Raw genomic sequence first — 19,755 nt, 5'->3', positions numbered from 1 at the left:
AGTGCTTCCACCCGCGCCGGCACCACGTCCAAACCGAACGCTGCGGCCATCTCCTGGCAGGTCACCGGCCCCTGACCGAGCCGGGCCCGGTCCGCGAGTGCCTTGAGAATGCGCTGATAGTCCAACGACAGCGCCGACCAGGCCAGTCCCTCACGCCACACCGGCACCTGCGACTTCGGCTTCACCGTATCCCGGGGCGCCGACGGCGCGTCCGCATTCTGCACATCCGGGCTGATCTCCGTGTCGACGGTGCCGCCGCCCGGAGCCAGCACCGTATCGACCCGCTTGCGGGCGATCACCCACTCCTGCCATTCCAGCTCGGCCACGGCCAACTCGGCCTGGATACGATCGGCCTCCTCACGCAGCCCGTCGACCCGACGGCGAGCGGCGAGCTCGTGCTGTTCCAACAGTCCGACGACCGACGGCATCCGTGACCTCCCTGGGAGCGACGAAACGACAGGCCACCACTCCCACGGAATCACCGACCCTATGCCCGACCAGCGAAAACGCCGTCCTCAGATTCGGTACGGCAACAGCTACTTAGCTCCGCCCGGACTCTGTTGCCGCCCGGACGCGTAGGGCACACCGTTCGGCGCCCTCCACTAGGTCCCCAGGAACGCGGCATGGCGAGGAGCCGGGAGAGCCGGGCACCGCTTCCGGAGCATCGGCGGATGGACGCTGGCACAGGGAGGTTCGCTTGAGATGCCGAGGGAGGGCGGGCGGCGCTTGACCGCACATCGGACATTGACGCTCTCCCTCCTGAAGGAGGGAGATTCCTACGGCTCGCGCCGTGGGACTTCCTGTTTCATCGCCGACTGCCCGCCCGGAGAACTCCGTTGAGGTCTTACACCAGCTCCGCAGGCTGCGACCGCCCGTCCGGCGGCCAGAAGGTTCTTCGCTGCGTTCACGTCCCGGTCGTGGGTCGTGCCGCAGTCGCACGTCCAGGTTCGGACGTGGAGGGGCATTTTGTCCTGCAAGGTGCCGCAGGTGGAGCACAGCTTGGACGAGGGGAACCACCGGTCCACGGCGATCACTTCCCGCCCGTACCAGGCCGCCTTGTATTCCAGCATGGAGCGGAACTCGCTCCAGCTCGCGTCCGAGATGGCTCGGGCAAGGGTGTGGTTCTTGACCATGTTGCGGACAGTCAGGTCCTCGATCACGAGCGTTTGGTTTTCACGCACGAGACGCGTGGTCAGCTTGTGCAGGTTGTCACGGCGGCGGTCGGTGATCCTCGCGTGGATCTTGGCGGCCTTGCGCCGTGCCTTGCGGCGGTTGGCCCCGTCGCCCTTGGCCTTTTTCGCCAGGACGCGCTGGGCTCTGGCGAGCCGGGCGCGGTCACGGCGCTCGTGCCGGGGGTTGGTGATCTTCTCCCCGGTCGAGAGCGTCAGGAAATGGTCGAGGCCGACGTCGATACCGACGGCGGTGTCCGTCGCCGGGAGGGGCCTGACGGTGGGGTCGTCGCACAGCATCGAGACGAACCAGCGGCCGGCCGCGTCCTGGGACACGGTCACCGTGGACGGCTTCGTCCCCTCGGGGAGGGGCCGGGACCACACGATGTCGAGTGGCTGCGTCATCTTCGCCAGGGTCAGCCTGCCGTCCCGGAACCGGAAACCCGAGGTGGTGTACTCGGCCGACTTCCGCGACTTCTTCCGCGACTTGAAGCGCGGGTACTTGGCCCGCTTGCCGAAGAAGTTGGTGAACGCCACCTGCAGGTGGCGCAGCGTCTGCTGGAGCGGGACCGAGGACACCTCGTTGAGGTAGGCCAGTTCCTCGGTCTTCTTCCACACCGTCAGCATCGCCGACGTCTGGTTGTAGTTGACCCGCTCCTGCCGCGTCCACGCCTCCGTGCGGGCCGCGAGCGCCAGGTTGTAGACCTTCCGAACGCAGCCGAACGTGCGCGACAGCTCGGCTGCCTGCGCATCGCTCGGATAGAAGCGGTACTTGAACGCCCGCTTCACATGGCTCGCGGTCACCCTCACAAACTAGTGCGCCTACGGGTAAAGACCAAACATGGCGGTCAGGGCACTGGGATCCGCCCTGGCGGCGAATTCCAGCCCCATTCCCTGCTCCGCAGGAGTCCGTTTCCTCTCCGCCCTGAAGGGCGGAGTATCCACGGAGGAATCCGATGACGCCTGTATCCGCCATGCAGCCGCCTCTCAGCAGCGATACTGGATGCATGGATGCGACGACCACCGCCCCCCGCGCCGAGGTGCTGCGGGACCGCTACCGCAGCCGGCTGCCCGAGCGCCTGCAGGAGCTTGCCGGCCCCGTCGAGGGCACCGTCGACCTGCCGCTGCACATCGTCTGGTCCGGGCGGACGAGCTACAGTCTGGACCGCCCGAAGTCCCGCATGACCCTCTACCGGACTGTTCTCGCCGAGGGCCTGCGCGAGGACCTGGCGGCCTTCCTTCACCACCGGCTGCTGGCCGAGCAGTGGCCCGTTCTGCGTCGCCTGGTCAGCCCCTATATCCGCGAGGTCTGGGAGGACGCCTTCCCCGAACTGCCCCGCACCGCTCCGGTCGACACGACCGCCGCGTGAAGCTCACCCCGCTCCACGAGCGTCTCCTCGCCGACATCCTCGACCTCGGCTCCCCCTATCCTCTGGTCCTCACCGGCGGATACGCCGTGCAGGCCCACGGCCTGGTCGAACGCTTCAGCCGTGACCTCGACGTCGCCACGGAGAACCCCGCCCCGATGGACGAGATCGTCGCCTCCCTCACCACCGGCCTCACCGCGCGCGGCTGGCGGACCACTCATGTCCAGACCGACCCGCTCAGCGGCCGGTTCCTGGCCACCGACCCGGACACCGGCGAGGAGTGCGAGGTCGACGTCCTCAAGGAGGCGTTCTGGGCCCCGCCCGCCCAGACCCCCTACGGCCCCGTCCTCTCCCTCGACGACGTGATCGGCACCAAGGTCCGAGCCCTCGCCGACCGCGGCACCGTCCGCGACCTCATCGACGTCCAGGCCGCCTCCCGCCACCGGTCCACCGCCGACCTCGAAACACTCGGCCGCCGCCGCGCCCACGACGAGTTCAGTCTTGAGGACCTCCGCGACCGGCTCACCGGCGCGGACTGGTACGAGGACGAGGACTACGCCGCGTACGGGCTCACCACTCGGCAGATCGAGGAGCTGAAGGCTTGGGCGCTGGAGTGGGCGGAGGACCTGGGCGCGCGGATCCACGACGAGAACGCCTGACAAGAGGTCCTGCCCCTCTCCCGTCGGCGTGATCACGCGCTGGTCGTGGTGTCGAGGAGCTCGGCCCGGACGGTCTTGCCGCCGGGCGGGTAGGGCACCGTGTCCCAGTGGTCGACGAGGGGGGGCGACGAGCGCCAGGCCGCGCCCGCCGGGGCGGAGCGGGTCGGGTCCGGCGGCGCGGCTCGCGATCTGCGGGTAGAGGTCCCCGCGGGCGTCGGTGACCTCGACGCGGAGACGCCCGGAGGACGGGTCGAAGAGGAGCGTGAGCCGGAAGCTGCGGCCGGGCAGGCGGCCGTGGAGGACGGCGTTGGCGGCAAGCTCCGCGACGACGGTTTCGGCACGCCCCGTGAGGTCCTGCGGGACGCTGCGGGTGCCGATTATTACGTCCGAGCTGGTCAGGCCGCATGTGCGTACTCGTGGAGGAGGCCGCCGAGTCGGTCACGCCAGCGGACGTCGAGGCGGTCGAGTCGGTTCGGGGAGCGGCCGCAGGGGTGCAGCGCTGTTCAGGGTGCGGTGAGGCCGATGCTGATTGTGGAAGGACTCGAACTCGCCGAGCGCGTGGAGCAGGTGGGCCTGGTTCCGGATCAAGGTGCGGTCGAGGAGTTCGTGGCGGCAGGTCTGTACCCAGCGTTCCGTGATCGAGTTCATGTGGGGCACGCGGATGCCGGTGGTGCCGATCTCGATGCCTTCGGCCGCGAAGACGGTGTCGAACGCGCGGGTGAACTTGCTGTCGCGGTCCCTGATCAGGTGTGTGATGGTGGCGCCGGCGTCCTGGGGGTCCATGACGAGGTTCCTCGCGGCTTGGGTCACCCAGTCCGCGGTGGGGTGGGCGGTCGCGCCGAGGATGCGGATGCGGCGGTTGGCGTGCTCGATGACGGCGAAGACATAAAGGGTCGCGCCGTTCAGAGTAGTGATGGTGAAGAAGTCGCAGGCCAGGATCGCGTGGGCTTGGCCGCGCAGGAACGCGGCCCAGGTCTGACGGGCGCGTTCGGGCGCTGGCTCGATCCCGTGCGCTCGCAGGATCTCCCAGACCGTGGAGGGTGCCACCTTGATGCCGAGCACGGCGAGTTCGCCGTGGATGCGCCGATACCCCCAGGAGTTGTTCTCGCGGGCCAAGCGCAGGACAAGGGCCTGGACACTGCTGGGGGCACCTCCCGGCCGAAGGCTGGGGGAGGGTTGGCGGCCTGCCAGACCGCTTGCGACGGGAGGCGTCAGCGTGACGACGGCGCATGAGGTCCCGGTGCCACCTCAGGACCGTCTCCGGCGAGACGATCAGATGCAGCTGCCGCAGCTTCGGCTTGGGGAGCCGGTGGAGGAGCGCGGCCAGGAATGCGCGGTCCGTCGGGGTGATGCGTGGCCTGTCGATCTGCCGCTGCAGGACAGCCAACTGGTGGCGCAGCGTCAAGATCTCGATGTCTTTGTCCACAGCGCTCATCGGCAGCAGCCGGATGAAGGCGAACACGCTCGACACCGCGAGGTAGGGCAGTGGCAACAGCACGATCCACCAACGCGCCCATCCGGCGATCACTGGCCTTTCGCGGCAATCTGCAGGTCACAGACCATGGATGGGGTTTTCGGCACCCGCAGCTCGCGAGCAGGCGGTCGGCCGCGTCCGCTCCGCCGTGCCGCGTCCGCTCCACTGCACTTGAAATGCGATGGAGCCGTGTCGTGTCTCACCGGCTGCCGCACCTCCCGGTAGCGCATCTCGGTGGTCTGGTATAGGCATCCCGGTGGGACGGCGCCTCCAGCTTTGCCCACCCGGTCGCCGGCTCCGTTGTCCCGAACCGCAGCTCCCATTCCTCGCCCTGTGCTGGCTGCGGAACCTGCCCGCCCACCCTGTTTCGCCCCTGGTTCCAACGGTCGACAGTGGCCCTGGACTGCGGCGATGCTCTCGCCGGTTCTCATCGCGGATCGGCGTCTCGGCTTGGAGCCAGCCTGATCTTTCGCTCGATCAACATCTCTCGCTGACCGGCCGACCCTTGTGCCCTCCGGACCAGAGGTCTAACCTCTGGCCATGCAGTCATCAGACCATTCGGGACCGTCGTCCCTGCCGAAACGGCGGTACTTGCGCATCGCGCAGGCGCTACTGAGTGAGATTCAGCAGGGCGGGCTGGCTGCGGGCGCTCGGCTGCCGTCGGATCGGGAACTCGCGACCAAGTTCGAGGTGTCGCGGGCGACCGTGCGTGAGGCGCTCTTCGCGATGGAGCTGAGCGGTGCCATCGTCGTGCGGCACGGGGACGGCACCTACGTCGCCGACCTAAGTCGCGGGCTGTCCCAGCGCTACGGACATGAGATCGGCTCGACGCCCGAGCACGTGATCGCGGCTCGACTCGTGGTCGAGCCATCAATTTCCCGCCTGCTGGCGGCAAGCCCACGTGACCTCGACCTGGACGAGGTTCAGCGTGATCTCGACACCGCAACCCGCTTGATCGACGAGCCGGCTCAACTTCCCGACTTCGTCAATCACTCCATGGTTTTCCACGCGGCCTTGGCCGCGATGTGCCCGAACCACATCCTCAATCACTTCGCGTCGGAACTGGTCGAGATCGACCGACAGCCCTTGTGGGTCTTGATCAACCAGATCATCCTCAAGGACCGCGAGAAGCGCGTCGAACTGATTGCAGATCACCAACGCGTCCTCGACGCGATACGCAGTGACGGGCCCCAAGGGGCCGAGGACGCCATGAAGGCTCACCTCCAGCGGAACCAAGCACAACTCTTCCCCGGGCGCGCGGGGATCGACCGGCCGGTTTTCTGACCCAGTCGCAGGTCCGTCGCCAACCCAGCAGCATCCACATCTCGAGAAGGGGATCAATGGCTGACGCCATCACCGGACGCTACGTTCAGGTCACTTTGGACCCGGCGAATCCGCCGGCCGACGGTTTGCTTTTGAGTGGCAACAACGTTCCCGAGATCCAGAACTGCCTCGGAGCGGTGACGATCCCGCCCGGGACCCTGAGAACGGACACGATCGCACATGCCACCTCCGAGGTCATGTACGTCGCCCAAGGGTCCGGTCGACTGCACACCGACCAAGGAGTCCTGGATTTCGAGCGCGGTCAAGCCATCTTCATCCCGGCAGCCTCATGGCACGCTCTGGAGAACACCGGCGCCGAGGATCTCGTTTCGGTGTTCTCCTTCCCGCTGCCTACTCGGCCGCCGACACAAGCCAACGATGCCTCTTGAGATTCCAGTAACGACACCCGAACCAAGGAAGGGGAATCATGGCGTTCGACGCTGAAGCCGCCATAAGCAGCAGGCCAAAATCACTCGGTGAGATCGTCGATGGCTTGAGGCTTACGCGGACCCATTTCCTGGCACTCACCCTGGTCGTGGTGGGCGGCCTCTTCGAGGTGTTCGAGCAACTCATCCTCTCGGCGCTCGGCCCGTCTCTGGAAAAGTCGCTCGGGATCGATGCCTCAGGCTTGGCGTTGCTGTCCACCGTGAGTCTCCTGGGAATTGTCGCCGGTGGCATCGTCGGCGGCCTGGTTGCGGACATATTCGGCCGTAGGAGTCTGCTGTCTGTCAGCCTGGTCATCTACTGTCTCGGCTCGGTGCTGTCGGCCATGGCACCGAACGCCGTCGTCCTCGGTGTCACCCGGGTCGTGACCGGCCTGGGCGTCGGCGGCGAGATCGCCGTCGGGCTCACCTACCTCTCGGAGCTGACACCGACCAAGTTCCGTGGCGTTTTCGTATCTCTGTTCAACACGATCTCCGCGGGTATCGGTATCTTCCTCGCCTACGTCTACGCCTTGGTCGTCATCGGCCCATTCGCCTCCGCGGTCAACGCAGGTGACAACGCCTGGCGGTGGGCCTTCGGCCTGCTGGGGATTCCCGCCATCTTGGTCGTGTTCTTCCGGCGGTACCTACCTGAGACACCGGCTCACCTGTTGAGCCGAGGCAAGGTCCAGGAGACGAACGAGGCCCTCACGCGACTGGCGACCGGACGGCTGCGCCTGCACAGCGGCGACGACATCCACCCCTTCGTCGACCGTGACACCGCCGCTGCCTCGGAGAGCGCCCAGCACGACGAGTCCACGGGGCATGCATTGAGGAGTGTGCTGACCAGGCCGCTTCGTCGTCGCACCATCGCCTTGGGTGTCGCGGCATTCCTGGCGTGGGGCGCTCAGTTCAGTGTGGTCCTGTTGATGCCCCTGATCCTGGTCAGCCGTGGCTACTCGGTGCAGGGCAGCGTCACCTTCACCATGTTGCAGAACGTCGGTGGTCTCATCGGGTGTGTGATCGCCTCGTACGGTGGATTCGCTATTCCGCGCCGCACCGTTGTCACAGTAGGCGCGGTCCTCAGCGCGATCGGCGTCATCGCCTTCGCCCTGTTCGCCAAGGGTGATGTGCTCATCCTGGTGCTGGGATTCGTGTTCCAAATCTTCATTCTGATCGTCAACACCACCATCTGGACGTGGGCACCCGAACTGTACCCAACCCGGATTCGGGGTTTCGGGACGGCCGTCATCGTCAATACCGGGTTTGTGGGCGGAGCGCTTCTGCCGCTGATCGCCAGCTCGCTTCTCCAGCACGTCGGAGCATTTTGGGTGTTCGGAGCCGTGGCGGTGATGTACGTGGGCTTGGCTGTGGCGGCGGCATTCGCGCCGGAAACCCATCGGGTCCCGCTGGAGGTTCTTCACGGGTCTGGCCAGCGAACCGATGCCCCAGCATAGTTGATCGTTTCTTGCCACCGGGTTTGGTTGGCAGCGATTCCATGAGTGAGGAGATGACGTCGATGCGCGATATTTCAAGTAACCTCAGTCGCGATCTGGTTGGCTACGGCAAGGACGTTCCGGCTGTTCGGTGGCCTGACGACGCCAACGTGGCGGTCAATATCGTGGTGAATTATGAGGAGGGCTCCGAGTACTCCCACGAGATGGGAGACGGCGAGAACGACAGCCTGGCCGAAGTGGAGTATGCCTTTCCGGGTCACTTGAGGGATCTGGCCAAGGAGTCGATGTACGAGTACGGCAGCCGGGTCGGTGTATGGCGGTTGCTCAGGCTGTTCGACGACTACGACATCAAGGCAACGTTCTTCGCCTGTGCCGTCGCCTTTGAACGTAACCCTGAGGTCGCGACGGTGGCCCGGGAAGCAGGGCACGACCTGCTCGCGCACGGGTGGCGCTGGGAAGAGCACTGGCGCCTGACGCGCGAGGAGGAGGCGGACCACATCCGGCGGGCTGTCGCGTCCTTCAAGGAGACGTGGGGCGAAGCTCCGAGCGGCTGGTACTGCCGTTACGGTCCCTCCATCAGCACGCGAGAGCTGGTCGTGGAGAACGGAGGGTTCCTCTACGACTCGGATGCGTACAACGACGATCTTCCGTACTACGTCGACGTCAAGGGCGTACGGCATCTCGTCGTGCCTTATTCGTTGACGTACAACGACATTCAGGGCACTCGTTCGCCGAGCCTGTTTCTCGATTACCTGAAGCGCGGCTTCGACGAATTGTGGCTGGAGGGCTCACGGGGCCGTCCCAAGATGATGTCCATCGGCCTGCACCCCCGACTGATAGGCCAGGCGGCACGCACGGGAGCGTTGCGGGAGTTCATCGAGTACGCCCAAGCCAAGGGCAGCGTGTGGTTTGCTGGTCGGTCCGACATCGCCCGGTGGTGGGTCGAGCACTCGGCTGATTTCGTGAAGGCGGCTGGCAAGTAGCGACGTCAGCGCGGCGCGTCGGCGGGCTACTCGGCACCGGGCTGGCCGCGATGGCCTACCGCGCCCTGCACTCGCGGGCGGACCTGGACCACATGAGCGGCATGTCCGGATCGCCTGCCACGCCGGCTACACCGTCAGCTCCGACGGTGGGTTGAGGTGAGTGCCACAAGACAACCGCGGCGCGCGGTGCGGCCGGAACTCCGGCGGCGAGCATTCTGCGACATCGAATTCACACGCTATGTGGAGGTTTCATGAGGATCGCAGTGATGGGCACCGGCGGTGTTGGCGGGTATTTCGGTGCCAAGCTGGCCCTTGCCGGTAACGAGGTGGCGTTCGTGGCCCGCGGTAAACATCTCGAGGCCATCCGCGCCAACGGGCTGCGCGTGGAAAGTCCCCTCGGTGACATGCATCTGCCGAAGGCAGCCCAGGCTACCGACGATCCGACGGAGATCGGCCCGGTGGACCTGGTGCTGTTCTCCGTGAAGCTGTGGGACACCGAGACGGCGGCCGAGGCGATCAAGCCGTTGCTGGGGGAGCACACCGCGGTGGTGTCGTTCCAGAACGGAGTGATGAAGGACGACGTGCTGCGCCAGGTCCTCGGTCCGGACCATGTTGTCGGCGGCGTCTGCTACATCGCGGCGACGATCGCCGAACCTGGGCTCATTCGGCATTCAGGGTCACTCCAGAAGCTGGTCTTCGGCGAATACGACGGCTCGCTGTCCGACCGCGTCCGGCAATTCCGCGATGCCTGTGTGGTGAGCGGCATCGATGTCGAGGTCAGCGACCGGATCGAGCAGACGATCTGGGAGAAGTTCGTCTTCCTGGTCGGGTTGTCCGGCACGACGAGCACGGCGCGGGTGCCTGTTGGGCCGCTCCGGACGCATCCGCGCTCCCGCGCGTTCCTGCACGACGTCATGGATGAGGTCGTCCAGGTGGCGCGGGCGCAAGGCGTGCCGCTGTCGGCGGATTACGCCGACACGCAACTGGCCTTCATCGACCAGGTGCCCGCCGGTATGACCTCGTCCATGCACAACGATCTGGAGCGGGGGAGCCGGCTCGAACTGGACTGGTTGAGCGGCGATGTGGCGGAACGCGGAGCCAAGTTGGGCGTGCCGACGCCGTGCAACCGGGCAATCTGTGACATTCTCTCGGTACACAGCAAAGGGCGCGCCGAGTGAGCCGGCTCCCGGCGAGCTGGCTTTCCGGCGCGAACGACGAACTCACCATTCGCTCGATCACCGCCACTTTGGTGTCGGTCCCGCTGCGCCGCGCGCTGGGCACCAGCATCATGCGCATTCCCGAGTCACCTCTCCTGCTCATCGATCTGGTGACCGAGGAAGGCATCACCGGCCGTACTTGCTGTCCCGGTCCCGGATGAGGAAGCGCAGCGAGTCGATGCGGCGTCCCAGGGTCATGGCGAGGTTCCTGGCTTGCTGAACGGTCCATTGAGCTGTGGGGTTGGTAGTGACGCCGGCGAGGTGGAGGCGCCGGGTGCCGTGTTCGATGAAGACCAGGGCGTACAAGCGCTCGAGTGACACGGTGTCGAGGTGGAGGAAGTCGGCGGCGATGACGCCGTGGGCCTGGGCGGTGAGGAACTGGTGCCAGGTCGGCCCTGAGCGCTGCGGGGCGGGATCGATGCCGGCGGCGTGCAAGATCTCCCAGACCGTGCACGGGGCGATCGGGTAGCCGAGGCGGGCGAGTTCGCCCTGTATCCGCCGGTGGCCCCACGTGTTGTTCTCGCGGGCCAGGCGCAGGACAAGGTGCTTGACGATGGGCGCGGTAGGAGGTCGCCCGGGGCCGCGGTGGGTGAACGTCCATCTGAGGGTGGCGAGTTGACGATGCCAGACCAGCAGCGTGGTGGGTGTGACGGCGAAGACCTGACGCCGGCGCCCGCGAGGAATCAGTCGGGAGAGGGCGGCGAATCAGATCCGGTCGGCTGGCTCGTACCGGATCCGGGCGATTTGGCTGCGCAATACCGCGTTCTCATGCCGTAGCGCCATCACTTCCGCATCCTTGGCCACGCGGCTACGCGGCACGGCAGTGGGCACCATGATCAGATTCCGGACCAGCGCGGAGACAACCGACAGCGACATCCGCAGATCGTTGCAGGCCCGTCGAGGCCGCGTCGCCAGGATCAGCAAACATGCAGGCACAGCCCCAAATCGTATTTTCGAGCGGAACAGGCTGCGATGTTGGCCCAGCCAGCGTGTTTGAGGCGGAGCGAATCAGGTCGGGGAGGACGGCGGGGGTGTGGTGGCGGCGGATCTGGCTGACGTCCTCGCCGAACGTGACATCGCGGCACCAGTGGATGGTGTTCTCCACGGTCCAGTGACCGCGGGCTAGGAGGCGGTCTCGGCGGCGGTGGCCTGCTCGGCGGGCAGGTCGGTGATCGCGTAGACGGTCTTGGTGCGCCAGCGTTTCTGTCCGGCCGCCCGGCGCTTGCGCTGGATGCGCAGGACCTGGCGTGTGTCTGCCGATGGCCGGTCAGTCTCTGCACTCCTGTTCGAACGGGGCTACCGTGCAGGGATGTTGCCCGAGCAAGTGACCGCATATGCGGCCGTCGCCACGGCCTCAGAAGCTCGGCGCTTCGGGTATGAGATAGTCACCCGCAGCCCATACGCCTGCGCTGGAGCGGAGCTCGGCCAGCTGCCGCGCGGCAGCCAGCGTCCAGCGCGTCTGCGGGTGCGAGTCACCGAGGACCTGACGTCGCTGGTTGTAGATCTCACTCAACTCACCTTCGGCGCAGTCGAGGTCGTTTCGCTCCCAAGCCAGCAATGCAAGCTCGGTGCGCGTCAGCAGGGTGTACGGGTGACGATCGCCGAGGATCCGCCGACGTGCGGCGTACACCTCTTCGAACCCCTCTCTAGCCTCTTGGTGGCGTCCCATTCGCCGTGCGTGTGGGGCTCGTAAAGTCGTCGTTGCAGGTCAAGCCGCGTAGCAGTATTCGTTGATGACGCCGCCGAGGATGCGGGTGCGTAGGAGTCTGCGGCCTTCGAGCTCGTGTACGGCGATGGGCTGCTGGTCGGCGCCCGGAGGTAGTTGGTTGCGGGCCCGGTGGGGGCGGAGCTCGTTGTAGTGCCGCTGGTAGGCGGCCAGGACCTGCCGGGCGTGGGCCTCGTTCAGGATGAGGACATGGGCGAGGACCTCGCGCCGGATGCTGCCGATCACCCGCTCGCAGCGGGCGTTCATCCGAGGGGCCTGCGGTGCACTCTTGAGGATCTCCATCTCCTCGGCCTCGAAGACGGCGTCGAAGGACTGGCCGTACTTGCCGTCGCGATCACGCAGCAGGAAGCGCAGGGACTCCATGCGCGTGCCGAGGTCGGCGGCCAGGTTTCGGGCCTGTTGCACCGCCCACTCCCGGGTGGGGTGTGCGGTGACGCCTGTGATGTGCAGACGCCAGGTCCCGTGTTCGAGAAACGCCAACGCGTACAGGCGCCTGCCGAGAGCAGTGTCGAGATGCAAGAAGTCGACGGCAATGATGCCCTCGGCCTGGTTGGTGAGGAACTCCCGCCAGGTAGGGCCGGTACGGCGAGGTGCCGGGTCGATGCCCGCTGCGTGGAGGATCTCCCATACCGTGGACGCGGCGATCGGGTGCCCGAGACGGGCCAACTCGCCCTGGATCCGCCTGTGCCCCCACTGCGCGTTCTCACGAGCGAGCTGCAGGATCAGCTTCTTGATGGCTGCCCTGGTCGGCGGTCGTCCGGTACGGGCGCGCCGGACGCTGTAGTCCCACTTCGCCGCAACGAACCTGCGATGCCAGGCCAACAGCGTCCCGGGAACGACCGGAAAAACCTCGCGCCAGCGGCAACGGGGTATCAGGCCGGAGAGGGCGGCCAGCCAGAACCGGTCCGCGGGCTCGTAGCGGACCGGGCCGGCTATCTGACGGCGCAGGACCACGTTCTCATGCCGGAGTACGAGCAACTCGGCGTCCTTGGCGGTGTCGCGACGCAGCAGCACCCCGGAAACAGACAGCAGCTTGCGGGCCACCTTGTAGAGGATCGAGATGATCACGCGGACATGGTCCCAGCCGAGAGTGCTCCACCGCCCCGACCTGCGGCGATGACTTTACGAGCCCCACAGGTCACGGACCGGACCCTGAAGGCGTGGCTGGACGGCAAACGCCGCCCGTCGAAGGCCAACCTGGAACGCATCGACGCCGTCTACCGCACGGTGCGCCGCCACAACGTCGCCCGCCACCTCCTCTGGCGTCTCAACTCCGGACGCGGCACGAGGGTGGAGATCCACCCCTTCAACCAGTCCCAGGTCGCCAGGCCGCACCAGCGCGTCGTGGAGTTCCGGAAGCTGAACGTGCGGCGCTGGGACCGCATCGTGACCGCCTGGGCCAACAGAGACCAGCAGGCCCTCGACGACGTATGGACCACCGACGTCCTGCCCGACCTCGGCAGCCAATGGGGTCAGTACGAATATGTCTCCAACATCGGCTTCGCCGCCTGAAAGACAACGTGGCGGCGTGCCACGTCGGACCTACGCCCCGTTGAGCTCAGGTATCAACTCCACCATTACTGCCAGTGGCAGGGACGGGTTCGCTGCGGCGGCTTCCACCACTTGCCAGTCGTGGTCGGCGAGCAATTCGACGATGGTCTCCGGCGGCAGGGCCGCGTGCCCGGCAGCGATCCGCCGTGCGTCCTGGTCCGTCAGACAGACGAAGAGCGCCGGACCGGTCGCGTTACGATGCCGGGCGACCTCACGCAGCGCCTTCCGGACCGGCGTCATGTGCCTGGTCAGGTACTCCAGCAGGGCAGACGGCGTCTCCGGGTTGGCCGCCACCTTGGCGATGACCCGGGATCCGTGGCGTTCGACCATGGAGCGGAGCTGAGCCTCCGAGAGGCCCGGGTGTCCGGCGATGGACTTGACCACCTTCGCGTCCGGGTCGGCGGCCAGCACGTCGCGGATCACGGCCGGCAGATCACGCCGTTCGGCCAGGAGCATCCGTACCACCGGATTCGACGACTTGGACAAGCTCTCGACCTCGGAGGGAGAAGCGGAGGCGATCCGCGGCAGCAGGGTCGAACCGATCCTGGTGGCGGCGGCGAGGCCGGAGAGTATGTCGAGCGGTACGCGGGGATTGTGCGCCAGTCTGCGCCGCACGTCGTGACCGCTGTCGGCAGCCAGCACACGCATCAGAGAGTCGTCGATCGCGGGATTCTCAGCGAGGTCGGCTCGTACGCCGGGAACAGGGTCACCGGCGAGCCGCGCCGCTGTCTCCGGTGGCAGGTCGGGGCGGGCAGCGAGCCGGCAGCGCAGCAGCTCCGAAGGATGGTCGGCGAACCGGACGAGAGCCTCGATCGGTGTGGCGGGGTTCCACAGGGCCTGCTCCGCCAGCTCGTGGAGGGTGGACTCGTGCGAGCCGGTGCACGAGGCACCGGAGGGCAGGTCGCAGTCGAGTCGCGGACAGTGCGGATCGTGTACGTAGGGCGTCTCCTCGTTGTCGCAGACCAGGCACCGCTCTGCTGGTGGCAGCAGTTCCTCGCCGGTGATCAGCATGGCCAGGACCTGTGGTGGTGTCGCCTCGTTGGCCGCCACCGCGCGGCGGACCTCGGCATGCGGGTGGCGCGCGAGACGGGCCGCCAAGTCCGCCGTGGTCCACAACGCGAGTTCCGCGACGACCTGTACGTCCGGATCGGCGGCGAGGATTTCCCGCACATCGACTGGAAGACCGGGACAGGCGGCAAGCTTCGCCCGGTGCTCAGCGTCGGGAGTTTCGGCGAGGAGCCGCGCCCACCTCGGGTCACCGGAACGCTCCTCAATCAGAGCGAGCGCGGCCAGCGGCTGTGTGCGGGGGTCGACGTCGGCAGCGGTCAGCCAGCCCTCGTACGCGAGTCGCACGGCGCTCTCCTGGACCCGTGTGGCCAACTCGACCACCTGCTCGTGGCTGAGATCCGCGCGACTGGCGAGGCCGTCGGCGATGTCCGCGTCCGCGACCGCGATCAGGCGGTCGACCAACTCAACGGGCAGAGCCTCATTGGCCGCGAGGCCGCACAGTACATGGTTCACAGGAACACATCCTGCCCGGACCGCAGTCGGACGGACGACGGATTTAAGGTGCCCACGAACGACTGCCAGTACGCAACCCGTTCCGAGCGCTTCAGGTCGCGAAGCCCGGCCAACAGAAGCGCCCGATCACAGCTGGGCAGCGTCCCGTACGGCCGAAGGCCACCCCCACACTCCTCATCCAGCCCGACCCGTACAGCGGCCTGCAGCCCGAGCACCTGGCCGCCGCTCGGGACTGGGCAGCGACATCGCTCACGGCAGACGCGAACATCCCGCGACGCCCAGGAGACCCCGCTCCCACTCACGGCAAGGCTGCCTAGCCGCACTCAACCTAGGGAGCGGCGGAGTGCCCAGTCCTGGTCGCTCGGCGTCGGCTCGGTCCGCCAACGAGCCCGTAGAACCCCGTCGTTGTCGAGCATGACAGCGGTACACAGAGGTACACGTTCGCCCTCGTACACGGACAGGAGCGCGGCGGCCGAGGCACTGGAGATCCGAGCGGACAGTTCCGGGAACTCGTCCTCGTCGGCGATGGCGCTGTGGATGTGGCCGTCCTTGTCCTGCCAGACGCCTTCGACGAGTCCATCCTCGGGGAGGGTGCCCAGGACAGCGTCGATGTCGCTGGACAGGGGCGGCCAGACGGCCAGGCGGGCCCGGGGAGCCAGTCCGGCGCGCGCCGTTTCGATGGTGTCGCGGGTGAGGTGGTGCCATCGCGAGGCACCTTCCAGGTACGTCTCCTCCAGGATGCCAGCGCGACCTGTGGCGACGGCTCGGTGCACGTCGGACCAGAATTCGTCGTCTCCGGGCCGCTGCACACCTTCCTCCTCGTCCTCGAAGGCGTACGGGGATGCAGCCATGCGTTCTGGGAACAGCCCGAGACCGCGGGTGCGGGCCAGCGCCTTCTCGCAAGGCCGGCTGCTGCTGAGATAGAGGTACTGGTCCCATCCCACGTGAACCGCAAAGGTGTCCGCCACCTCCAGCCGACACCAGGCGCCTCCGTCACGCAGCATGATCCGCACCAGTTCCAGGGCCAGATCGAGCGACACCTCGGCCCCGTCGTGGAAGCCAGCGGGGCCGAAGGGAAAGAGGCCGTCCAGCCCGAAGCCGTCCATCGCAGGCTCCACGCCGAAGTGCGCGAGGGACGGAACCCCCGGTTCGCGTACGACCAGGTGATCGATGGCGGTGTCCTCGGCAAACGCCGCGACCGCCCGGAGATAGGCCGCCTCGACCTCGCCGTGGTCGCTGACGGTGTCCTCCGGGCCGGTGTAGTTCCCGTGCTCGTCGCGGTCGGCGGGGTCGTATTTGGTGACGCAGTACACGTAGGTCAGCACGCCCCCATCTTTCTGCACGTCGCCCCACACAGCGGCTGAGGGCGGACACCGTGGTCCGGCTGGCCGTGCGGCTGCCTTCCCGCAGCGCGCGAAAAATGCGTTGGCTGACCGACGGCGTGCTGCGACGATGCCCCTGTTGCCCAGCGGAGGACATTTGTTCGTTTTCGTGTGTGAAGGGTGCGACGCCGAGCTGACCACCTCGCTGACCCAGGTCGCCCTGCCGGTCCACGCCCATCAGAAGTTCGGGAACTCGGTTCAGCTCCCGGTGCTCATGGAGTCGGGCACGTTCGCCGTCGACCCGGAGCCGTCGGGGCCGCCGTGGCGGAAGTGGGAAGAGATCGACCCGGAGGAGGCAGCGGACCGCGGTATCTACGCGCCGGTCTACGCCCTGTCCGATGGCGCGCCGGGAGCGATCGTCGTCGCACCCGGAGATACCCGCGGCACGGTACTGATCCCGGAGAAGCGCGGCGGTGCCTGCTGCGGCATCGACGGGGCCGACGGCCCCAACATGGCCTGCATGTCATGCGGGCTGCCCGTGGCGAGCCGGATCGACGACTGCTCACTCTGGCAGGCCGTGTGGCTCGCCCCTGACGCCGTACGCCGTCTCCCCCTCGATGGCGCCGAGGACGCCCCGCTCTCCTGGGCGGAGCTGATGGACAAGGGGAAGGGCACGCCCCCGTTCGCGCCCATGACCATGAGGTGGGGATCGCGGCTGGGCTTGAACCACTTCTGGTCATGGAGCCCGCAGTGGGAGGCGGCCGTCGGCCGGGCGCTTGCCCACCTGCTGGTGGCCTCGGGAGGCCGACCGGTGACCGTCCCAGACGGCCTGACCAAGGAAGTGTTCCAACGCGCCCTCGACACCCTGCTGCCCGCGGGACTGCCGGAGCGGCGCACCGTCCTGGCCGGACCAGGACGGCCCGGCCCCGACACAGACGCTGACATCCTCTTCGTACCGACCCATCCGCAGACAGGGGAGACCTGGACCCCGGCCGGCCCAGCCACCTCGGTATGCCGGGTGCCGCTGCCATTCGGGATATGGCTGTGGCTGGCCTTCCCCGAGCCGCATCTGCCCATCCCCGCGTCGGGCAGCATGCCCGACGGCGTCCTCCGCGACGACCCGCCCGCACCCGGACCCAACCAGCTGTTCCGGGCTGACCCGGAAACGTTCCGGCACACCCTGGTCCGGCTGCCAGCCGCCCGTGCTCCGTGGCTGTGCAAGATCCTTGAGAACCTCACGCAGCACCTGCACGTCGGCATCTTCTAACGCTGCGAACGGGATGATCCGCCGGGTTGAGTACGCTCAGCCCCGCTGCAGCGGACGAGGAGGGCGTGCATGACGCGAAAACCGCCGATAGCCGAGGCCGTGGCACTCCTGGAGAGCGAACTGACGGCCGGGCGGGCGCTTGCCGACCTGGATACGGAAGAAGCCTGGCTCGCCTTCCTACGCTTCGGCGGATGCCTGTTCGACGTCTCGGACACCTCCGATGCGGATGGTCTTCTGTTCCAGTACGGGACCTACTCGTTCGACGGTCCTGCGACGTTCACGCTGGGTCTTGTCCGGCAGTTCGAAATCACCGACAGCGACGGAAACCACGACCACTACGTGCAGGTCCACTGCGAGCTCCGATACGGACCCGCTCCCGCCCTGCACGCTCTCGGCAGCTTCCACTCGTGGTTCTTTCAGGGCGCCGGAGATGATCTCGATGAGTGGGCTGAAGAACTGAGCACGCGAGCAGCCTGGACAACGATCCGCACACTCAGGCCCGCCGAGATCAAGGTGTACCAGGAACAGGTGTAGCCGGTCAGGCAGGTTCGCCAGGTGCCCATACGGGCCGCCGCGAGTACGGGAGGATGGACGGCGACCATTCCGCCGCGAGTTGGGGCCGTATCCGATGTCTTCCAACCTCGAGCCAGCGGCTGCTGCGACACCCTCGACTGCTCCCGCGGAGCGTCGTGTGCCGCGCCCGGATCAGAACGCGGCCATCGACGCGGCCGTCCGGCACCTGAAGCACCCCCGCACGCGCGGCCACATCGTCTCCGCGTGCGGGACGGGCAAGACGCTGATCGCGCTCAGAACCGCCGAGGCACTGGACACCTACCACCTGCTGATCGCGGTGCCGAGCTGGGACCTGATCGCCCAGTGGGCCCAGGCCGCCCGCGCCGACGGCCGCACCGAGCCGCTGATGGCCGTGTCCTCACTCGACGCCGGCAAGCATCCGCTGCTCGCCGACGCCGGCGCGCTGAGTACGGGTTCGGGGGAGTACCTGGCGTACTGGCTCGCTCAGCGCAGGAAACGGCGTGAGCGGGCGACAGTGTTCGTCACGCTCGATTCTCTGGCCAGGATCGAGGAGACCCAGCACACGATCTTCCCCGTCCCCGTCTTCGACCTCTTGGTGGTGGACGTGGCGCACCGCACGGCGGGCAGCTGGGACAAGCAGTGGACGATGATCCACGACAACACCCGGATCCTGGCCGACCGTCGCTTGTATCTGACCGCGACACCGTACGAGTGGGAAGCCCCGCGCCTGGCCGAGGCCCCCGACATGCGCCCGCAGCCCAAGCGCACCGCGGCCACCGCCCCCGCCTGGGAAGCTCCCTCCCTGATCGCCTCGATGGACGACCCCAAGGTGTTCGGCCCCCGGCCTCCACACCTACTCCCACGCGGACGCGATCGACGACGGCGTCCTCGCCGACTACCAGCTCCTCATCCCCACGATCACCAACACCGACCTGTGTAGCGCCCTGACCGGCACCGACCTCCAGACCGGCTTCGGCCCCACGGCCCGCCGTACGAGTGCGCTGCACCTGGCCGTCCTCAAGGCTATGACCGAACACGACCTCCACCATGTGATCGTCTACTTCCAGCAGATCGCGGACGCCGCCGACTTCGCCCGCCAGTTCCCCCACACCCTGCGCACCCTGCCCGAGGATCAACGCCCCTCCTGGGCAGGGGATTTGAGCGTGCAGTCGATCAACGGAACCCACACCCCCGAGCAGCGCCACACCATCCTCGACCGCTTCGCCAAAGCCCCCCGCGGCATCCTGACCAATGCCCAAGTCCTCGGCGAGGGCGTCGACCTGCCCGCCGTCGACGCGATCGTGTTCGCCGACCGCACCGCCAGCGTGCGCCGCATCGTCCAGGCCCTGGGCCGCGCCCTACGCAAACCCCCCACCCTCGAGACCAAGACGGCGAGCCTGGTCATCCCCGCCTACACCCCACCCGACGCCGACCCCACCGACCTGCTCGGCACCCCTGTGAGTTCTCGCCGCTTCTCGGGCGCGTGAGATTGGCCGATGTTCTGCTGGCTCAGCTCCCTGCCTGTGAATGAGATTGATCTTGATTTCAGTTGCCTGGGTAGTGACCTGCACGCTTGACGGCGTGTGCACCTATGGCCTGAAGCGTTGAGGGGCTTGAAGTGCGCTACCTCGACTCATCTGAGATTCCCTGTGTTGTTGAGAACCCCTAAGCTTGACGTTTAACCTCGGCGGGCTTGGTGCTCCTTGATGGATTCGGCTCGTTTGACCGTCTTGCCGACGTCATGATGCTTGGCCCGGTGCTTG

General features: G+C 67.1%; 20 protein-coding genes and 4 pseudogenes. 13 read left to right on the top strand and 11 right to left on the bottom strand.

Going from position 1 to position 19,755, the window contains the following annotated elements:
- A partial coding sequence (locus tag ACFYXB_RS43660) for a hypothetical protein (protein WP_389590905.1) occupies positions 1-428 on the bottom strand: 428 nt, incomplete at its 3' end.
- A 348-nt stretch (positions 429-776) separates the two neighbouring features.
- Positions 777-1,973 (bottom strand): RNA-guided endonuclease InsQ/TnpB family protein, encoded by a 1,197-nt coding sequence (locus ACFYXB_RS43655; protein WP_389590903.1) that lies wholly within the window; start codon positions 1,971-1,973, stop codon positions 777-779.
- Between the two features lie 203 nt (positions 1,974-2,176).
- Here ACFYXB_RS43655 and ACFYXB_RS43650 point away from each other — a divergent pair, with 203 nt between their 5' ends.
- Positions 2,177-2,539 carry a hypothetical protein gene (locus tag ACFYXB_RS43650; RefSeq protein WP_388510295.1) on the top strand — a complete coding sequence of 121 codons (363 nt, stop codon included), beginning with the start codon at positions 2,177-2,179 and terminating at the stop codon, positions 2,537-2,539.
- On the top strand, positions 2,536-3,195 hold the full coding sequence (locus tag ACFYXB_RS43645; protein WP_388510292.1) for a nucleotidyl transferase AbiEii/AbiGii toxin family protein: 660 nt from the start codon (positions 2,536-2,538) through the stop codon (positions 3,193-3,195). Before ACFYXB_RS43650 ends, ACFYXB_RS43645 begins: the two co-directional genes overlap by 4 nt.
- 183 nt (positions 3,196-3,378) lie before the next feature.
- Here ACFYXB_RS43645 and ACFYXB_RS43640 read toward each other — a convergent pair.
- Positions 3,379-3,573 (bottom strand): annotated as a pseudogene (locus tag ACFYXB_RS43640) (ATP-binding protein); the annotation flags it as partial.
- A 17-nt stretch (positions 3,574-3,590) separates the two neighbouring features.
- A pseudogene (locus ACFYXB_RS43635) lies at positions 3,591-4,693 on the bottom strand (integrase core domain-containing protein).
- A 516-nt stretch (positions 4,694-5,209) separates the two neighbouring features.
- On the opposite strand from ACFYXB_RS43635, the gene ACFYXB_RS43630 reads away from it, so the two are divergent.
- The 6 genes from ACFYXB_RS43630 (at position 5,210) to ACFYXB_RS43605 (ending at position 10,232) form a co-directional block, all read left to right on the top strand.
- Positions 5,210-5,953 carry a FadR/GntR family transcriptional regulator gene (locus ACFYXB_RS43630; RefSeq protein ID WP_389590900.1) on the top strand — a complete coding sequence of 248 codons (744 nt, stop codon included), beginning with the start codon at positions 5,210-5,212 and terminating at the stop codon, positions 5,951-5,953.
- A gap of 56 nt (positions 5,954-6,009) precedes the next feature.
- Entirely contained in the window at positions 6,010-6,381 is a 372-nt protein-coding gene (locus tag ACFYXB_RS43625; protein WP_389590899.1) for a cupin domain-containing protein, read from the top strand.
- Between the two features lie 38 nt (positions 6,382-6,419).
- Positions 6,420-7,871, top strand: a complete 1,452-nt coding sequence (locus ACFYXB_RS43620) for an MFS transporter (protein ID WP_389590898.1) — start codon at positions 6,420-6,422, stop codon at positions 7,869-7,871.
- 41 nt (positions 7,872-7,912) lie between these two features.
- The gene (locus ACFYXB_RS43615; RefSeq protein WP_389590897.1) at positions 7,913-8,854 is read left to right on the top strand and encodes a polysaccharide deacetylase family protein; all 942 of its coding nucleotides are present in this window, start codon (positions 7,913-7,915) and stop codon (positions 8,852-8,854) included.
- Positions 8,855-9,105: 251 nt separating this feature from the next.
- Complete coding sequence (locus ACFYXB_RS43610) at positions 9,106-10,032, top strand: ketopantoate reductase family protein (RefSeq protein WP_389590895.1); 927 nt, start codon at positions 9,106-9,108, stop codon at positions 10,030-10,032.
- Positions 10,029-10,232: a hypothetical protein gene (locus tag ACFYXB_RS43605; RefSeq protein WP_389590893.1), complete on the top strand. Its 204-nt coding sequence runs from the start codon at positions 10,029-10,031 to the stop codon at positions 10,230-10,232. The genes ACFYXB_RS43610 and ACFYXB_RS43605 overlap by 4 nt, the downstream gene beginning before the upstream one ends.
- Here ACFYXB_RS43605 and ACFYXB_RS43600 read toward each other — a convergent pair.
- The 5 genes and pseudogenes from ACFYXB_RS43600 to ACFYXB_RS43580 form a co-directional block, all read right to left on the bottom strand.
- Positions 10,207-10,758, bottom strand: a pseudogene (locus ACFYXB_RS43600) (integrase); the annotation flags it as partial. The gene ACFYXB_RS43605 and the pseudogene ACFYXB_RS43600 sit on opposite strands and share 26 nt — an antisense overlap.
- 18 nt (positions 10,759-10,776) lie before the next feature.
- Positions 10,777-10,947 carry a hypothetical protein gene (locus ACFYXB_RS43595; RefSeq protein ID WP_389590891.1) on the bottom strand — a complete coding sequence of 57 codons (171 nt, stop codon included), beginning with the start codon at positions 10,945-10,947 and terminating at the stop codon, positions 10,777-10,779.
- 41 nt (positions 10,948-10,988) lie between these two features.
- Positions 10,989-11,316: pseudogene (locus ACFYXB_RS43590) on the bottom strand (transposase); the annotation flags it as partial.
- 109 nt (positions 11,317-11,425) lie between these two features.
- Positions 11,426-11,740, bottom strand: a complete 315-nt coding sequence (locus ACFYXB_RS43585; RefSeq protein ID WP_389590890.1) for a tetratricopeptide repeat protein — start codon at positions 11,738-11,740, stop codon at positions 11,426-11,428.
- A gap of 39 nt (positions 11,741-11,779) precedes the next feature.
- Positions 11,780-12,865 carry an integrase core domain-containing protein gene (locus ACFYXB_RS43580; protein ID WP_389590888.1) on the bottom strand — a complete coding sequence of 362 codons (1,086 nt, stop codon included), beginning with the start codon at positions 12,863-12,865 and terminating at the stop codon, positions 11,780-11,782.
- Between ACFYXB_RS43580 and ACFYXB_RS43575 the strand changes: the two genes are divergently transcribed.
- Entirely contained in the window at positions 12,758-13,309 is a 552-nt protein-coding gene (locus ACFYXB_RS43575; protein WP_389590886.1) for a transcriptional regulator, read from the top strand. The genes ACFYXB_RS43580 and ACFYXB_RS43575 overlap by 108 nt on opposite strands.
- A 30-nt stretch (positions 13,310-13,339) precedes the next feature.
- On the opposite strand, the gene ACFYXB_RS43570 is transcribed toward ACFYXB_RS43575, so the two are convergent.
- On the bottom strand, positions 13,340-14,869 hold the full coding sequence (locus ACFYXB_RS43570) for a hypothetical protein (RefSeq protein WP_389590884.1): 1,530 nt from the start codon (positions 14,867-14,869) through the stop codon (positions 13,340-13,342).
- A 323-nt stretch (positions 14,870-15,192) separates the two neighbouring features.
- Positions 15,193-16,194, bottom strand: coding sequence for an RNA-binding protein (locus ACFYXB_RS43565; protein ID WP_389590882.1), 1,002 nt, complete (start codon positions 16,192-16,194; stop codon positions 15,193-15,195).
- 154 nt (positions 16,195-16,348) lie between these two features.
- Between ACFYXB_RS43565 and ACFYXB_RS43560 the strand changes: the two genes are divergently transcribed.
- From ACFYXB_RS43560 to ACFYXB_RS43545, 4 genes are all read left to right on the top strand, one after another.
- Positions 16,349-17,458: a hypothetical protein gene (locus ACFYXB_RS43560; RefSeq protein ID WP_389590880.1), complete on the top strand. Its 1,110-nt coding sequence runs from the start codon at positions 16,349-16,351 to the stop codon at positions 17,456-17,458.
- 69 nt (positions 17,459-17,527) lie between these two features.
- On the top strand, positions 17,528-17,992 hold the full coding sequence (locus ACFYXB_RS43555; protein WP_389590878.1) for a hypothetical protein: 465 nt from the start codon (positions 17,528-17,530) through the stop codon (positions 17,990-17,992).
- A gap of 157 nt (positions 17,993-18,149) precedes the next feature.
- The gene (locus ACFYXB_RS43550; protein WP_389590877.1) at positions 18,150-18,932 is read left to right on the top strand and encodes a DEAD/DEAH box helicase family protein; all 783 of its coding nucleotides are present in this window, start codon (positions 18,150-18,152) and stop codon (positions 18,930-18,932) included.
- A gap of 85 nt (positions 18,933-19,017) precedes the next feature.
- Complete coding sequence (locus ACFYXB_RS43545; protein ID WP_389590875.1) at positions 19,018-19,479, top strand: helicase-related protein; 462 nt, start codon at positions 19,018-19,020, stop codon at positions 19,477-19,479.
- Positions 19,480-19,755: the final 276 nt, after the last annotated feature.

This window comes from Streptomyces sp. NPDC002619, assembly GCF_042889305.1.
Classification (GTDB): domain Bacteria; phylum Actinomycetota; class Actinomycetes; order Streptomycetales; family Streptomycetaceae; genus Streptomyces.
The sequence above is the reverse complement of the archived record's forward strand: the minus strand, read 5'-3'. Positions and strand labels throughout refer to the sequence as shown.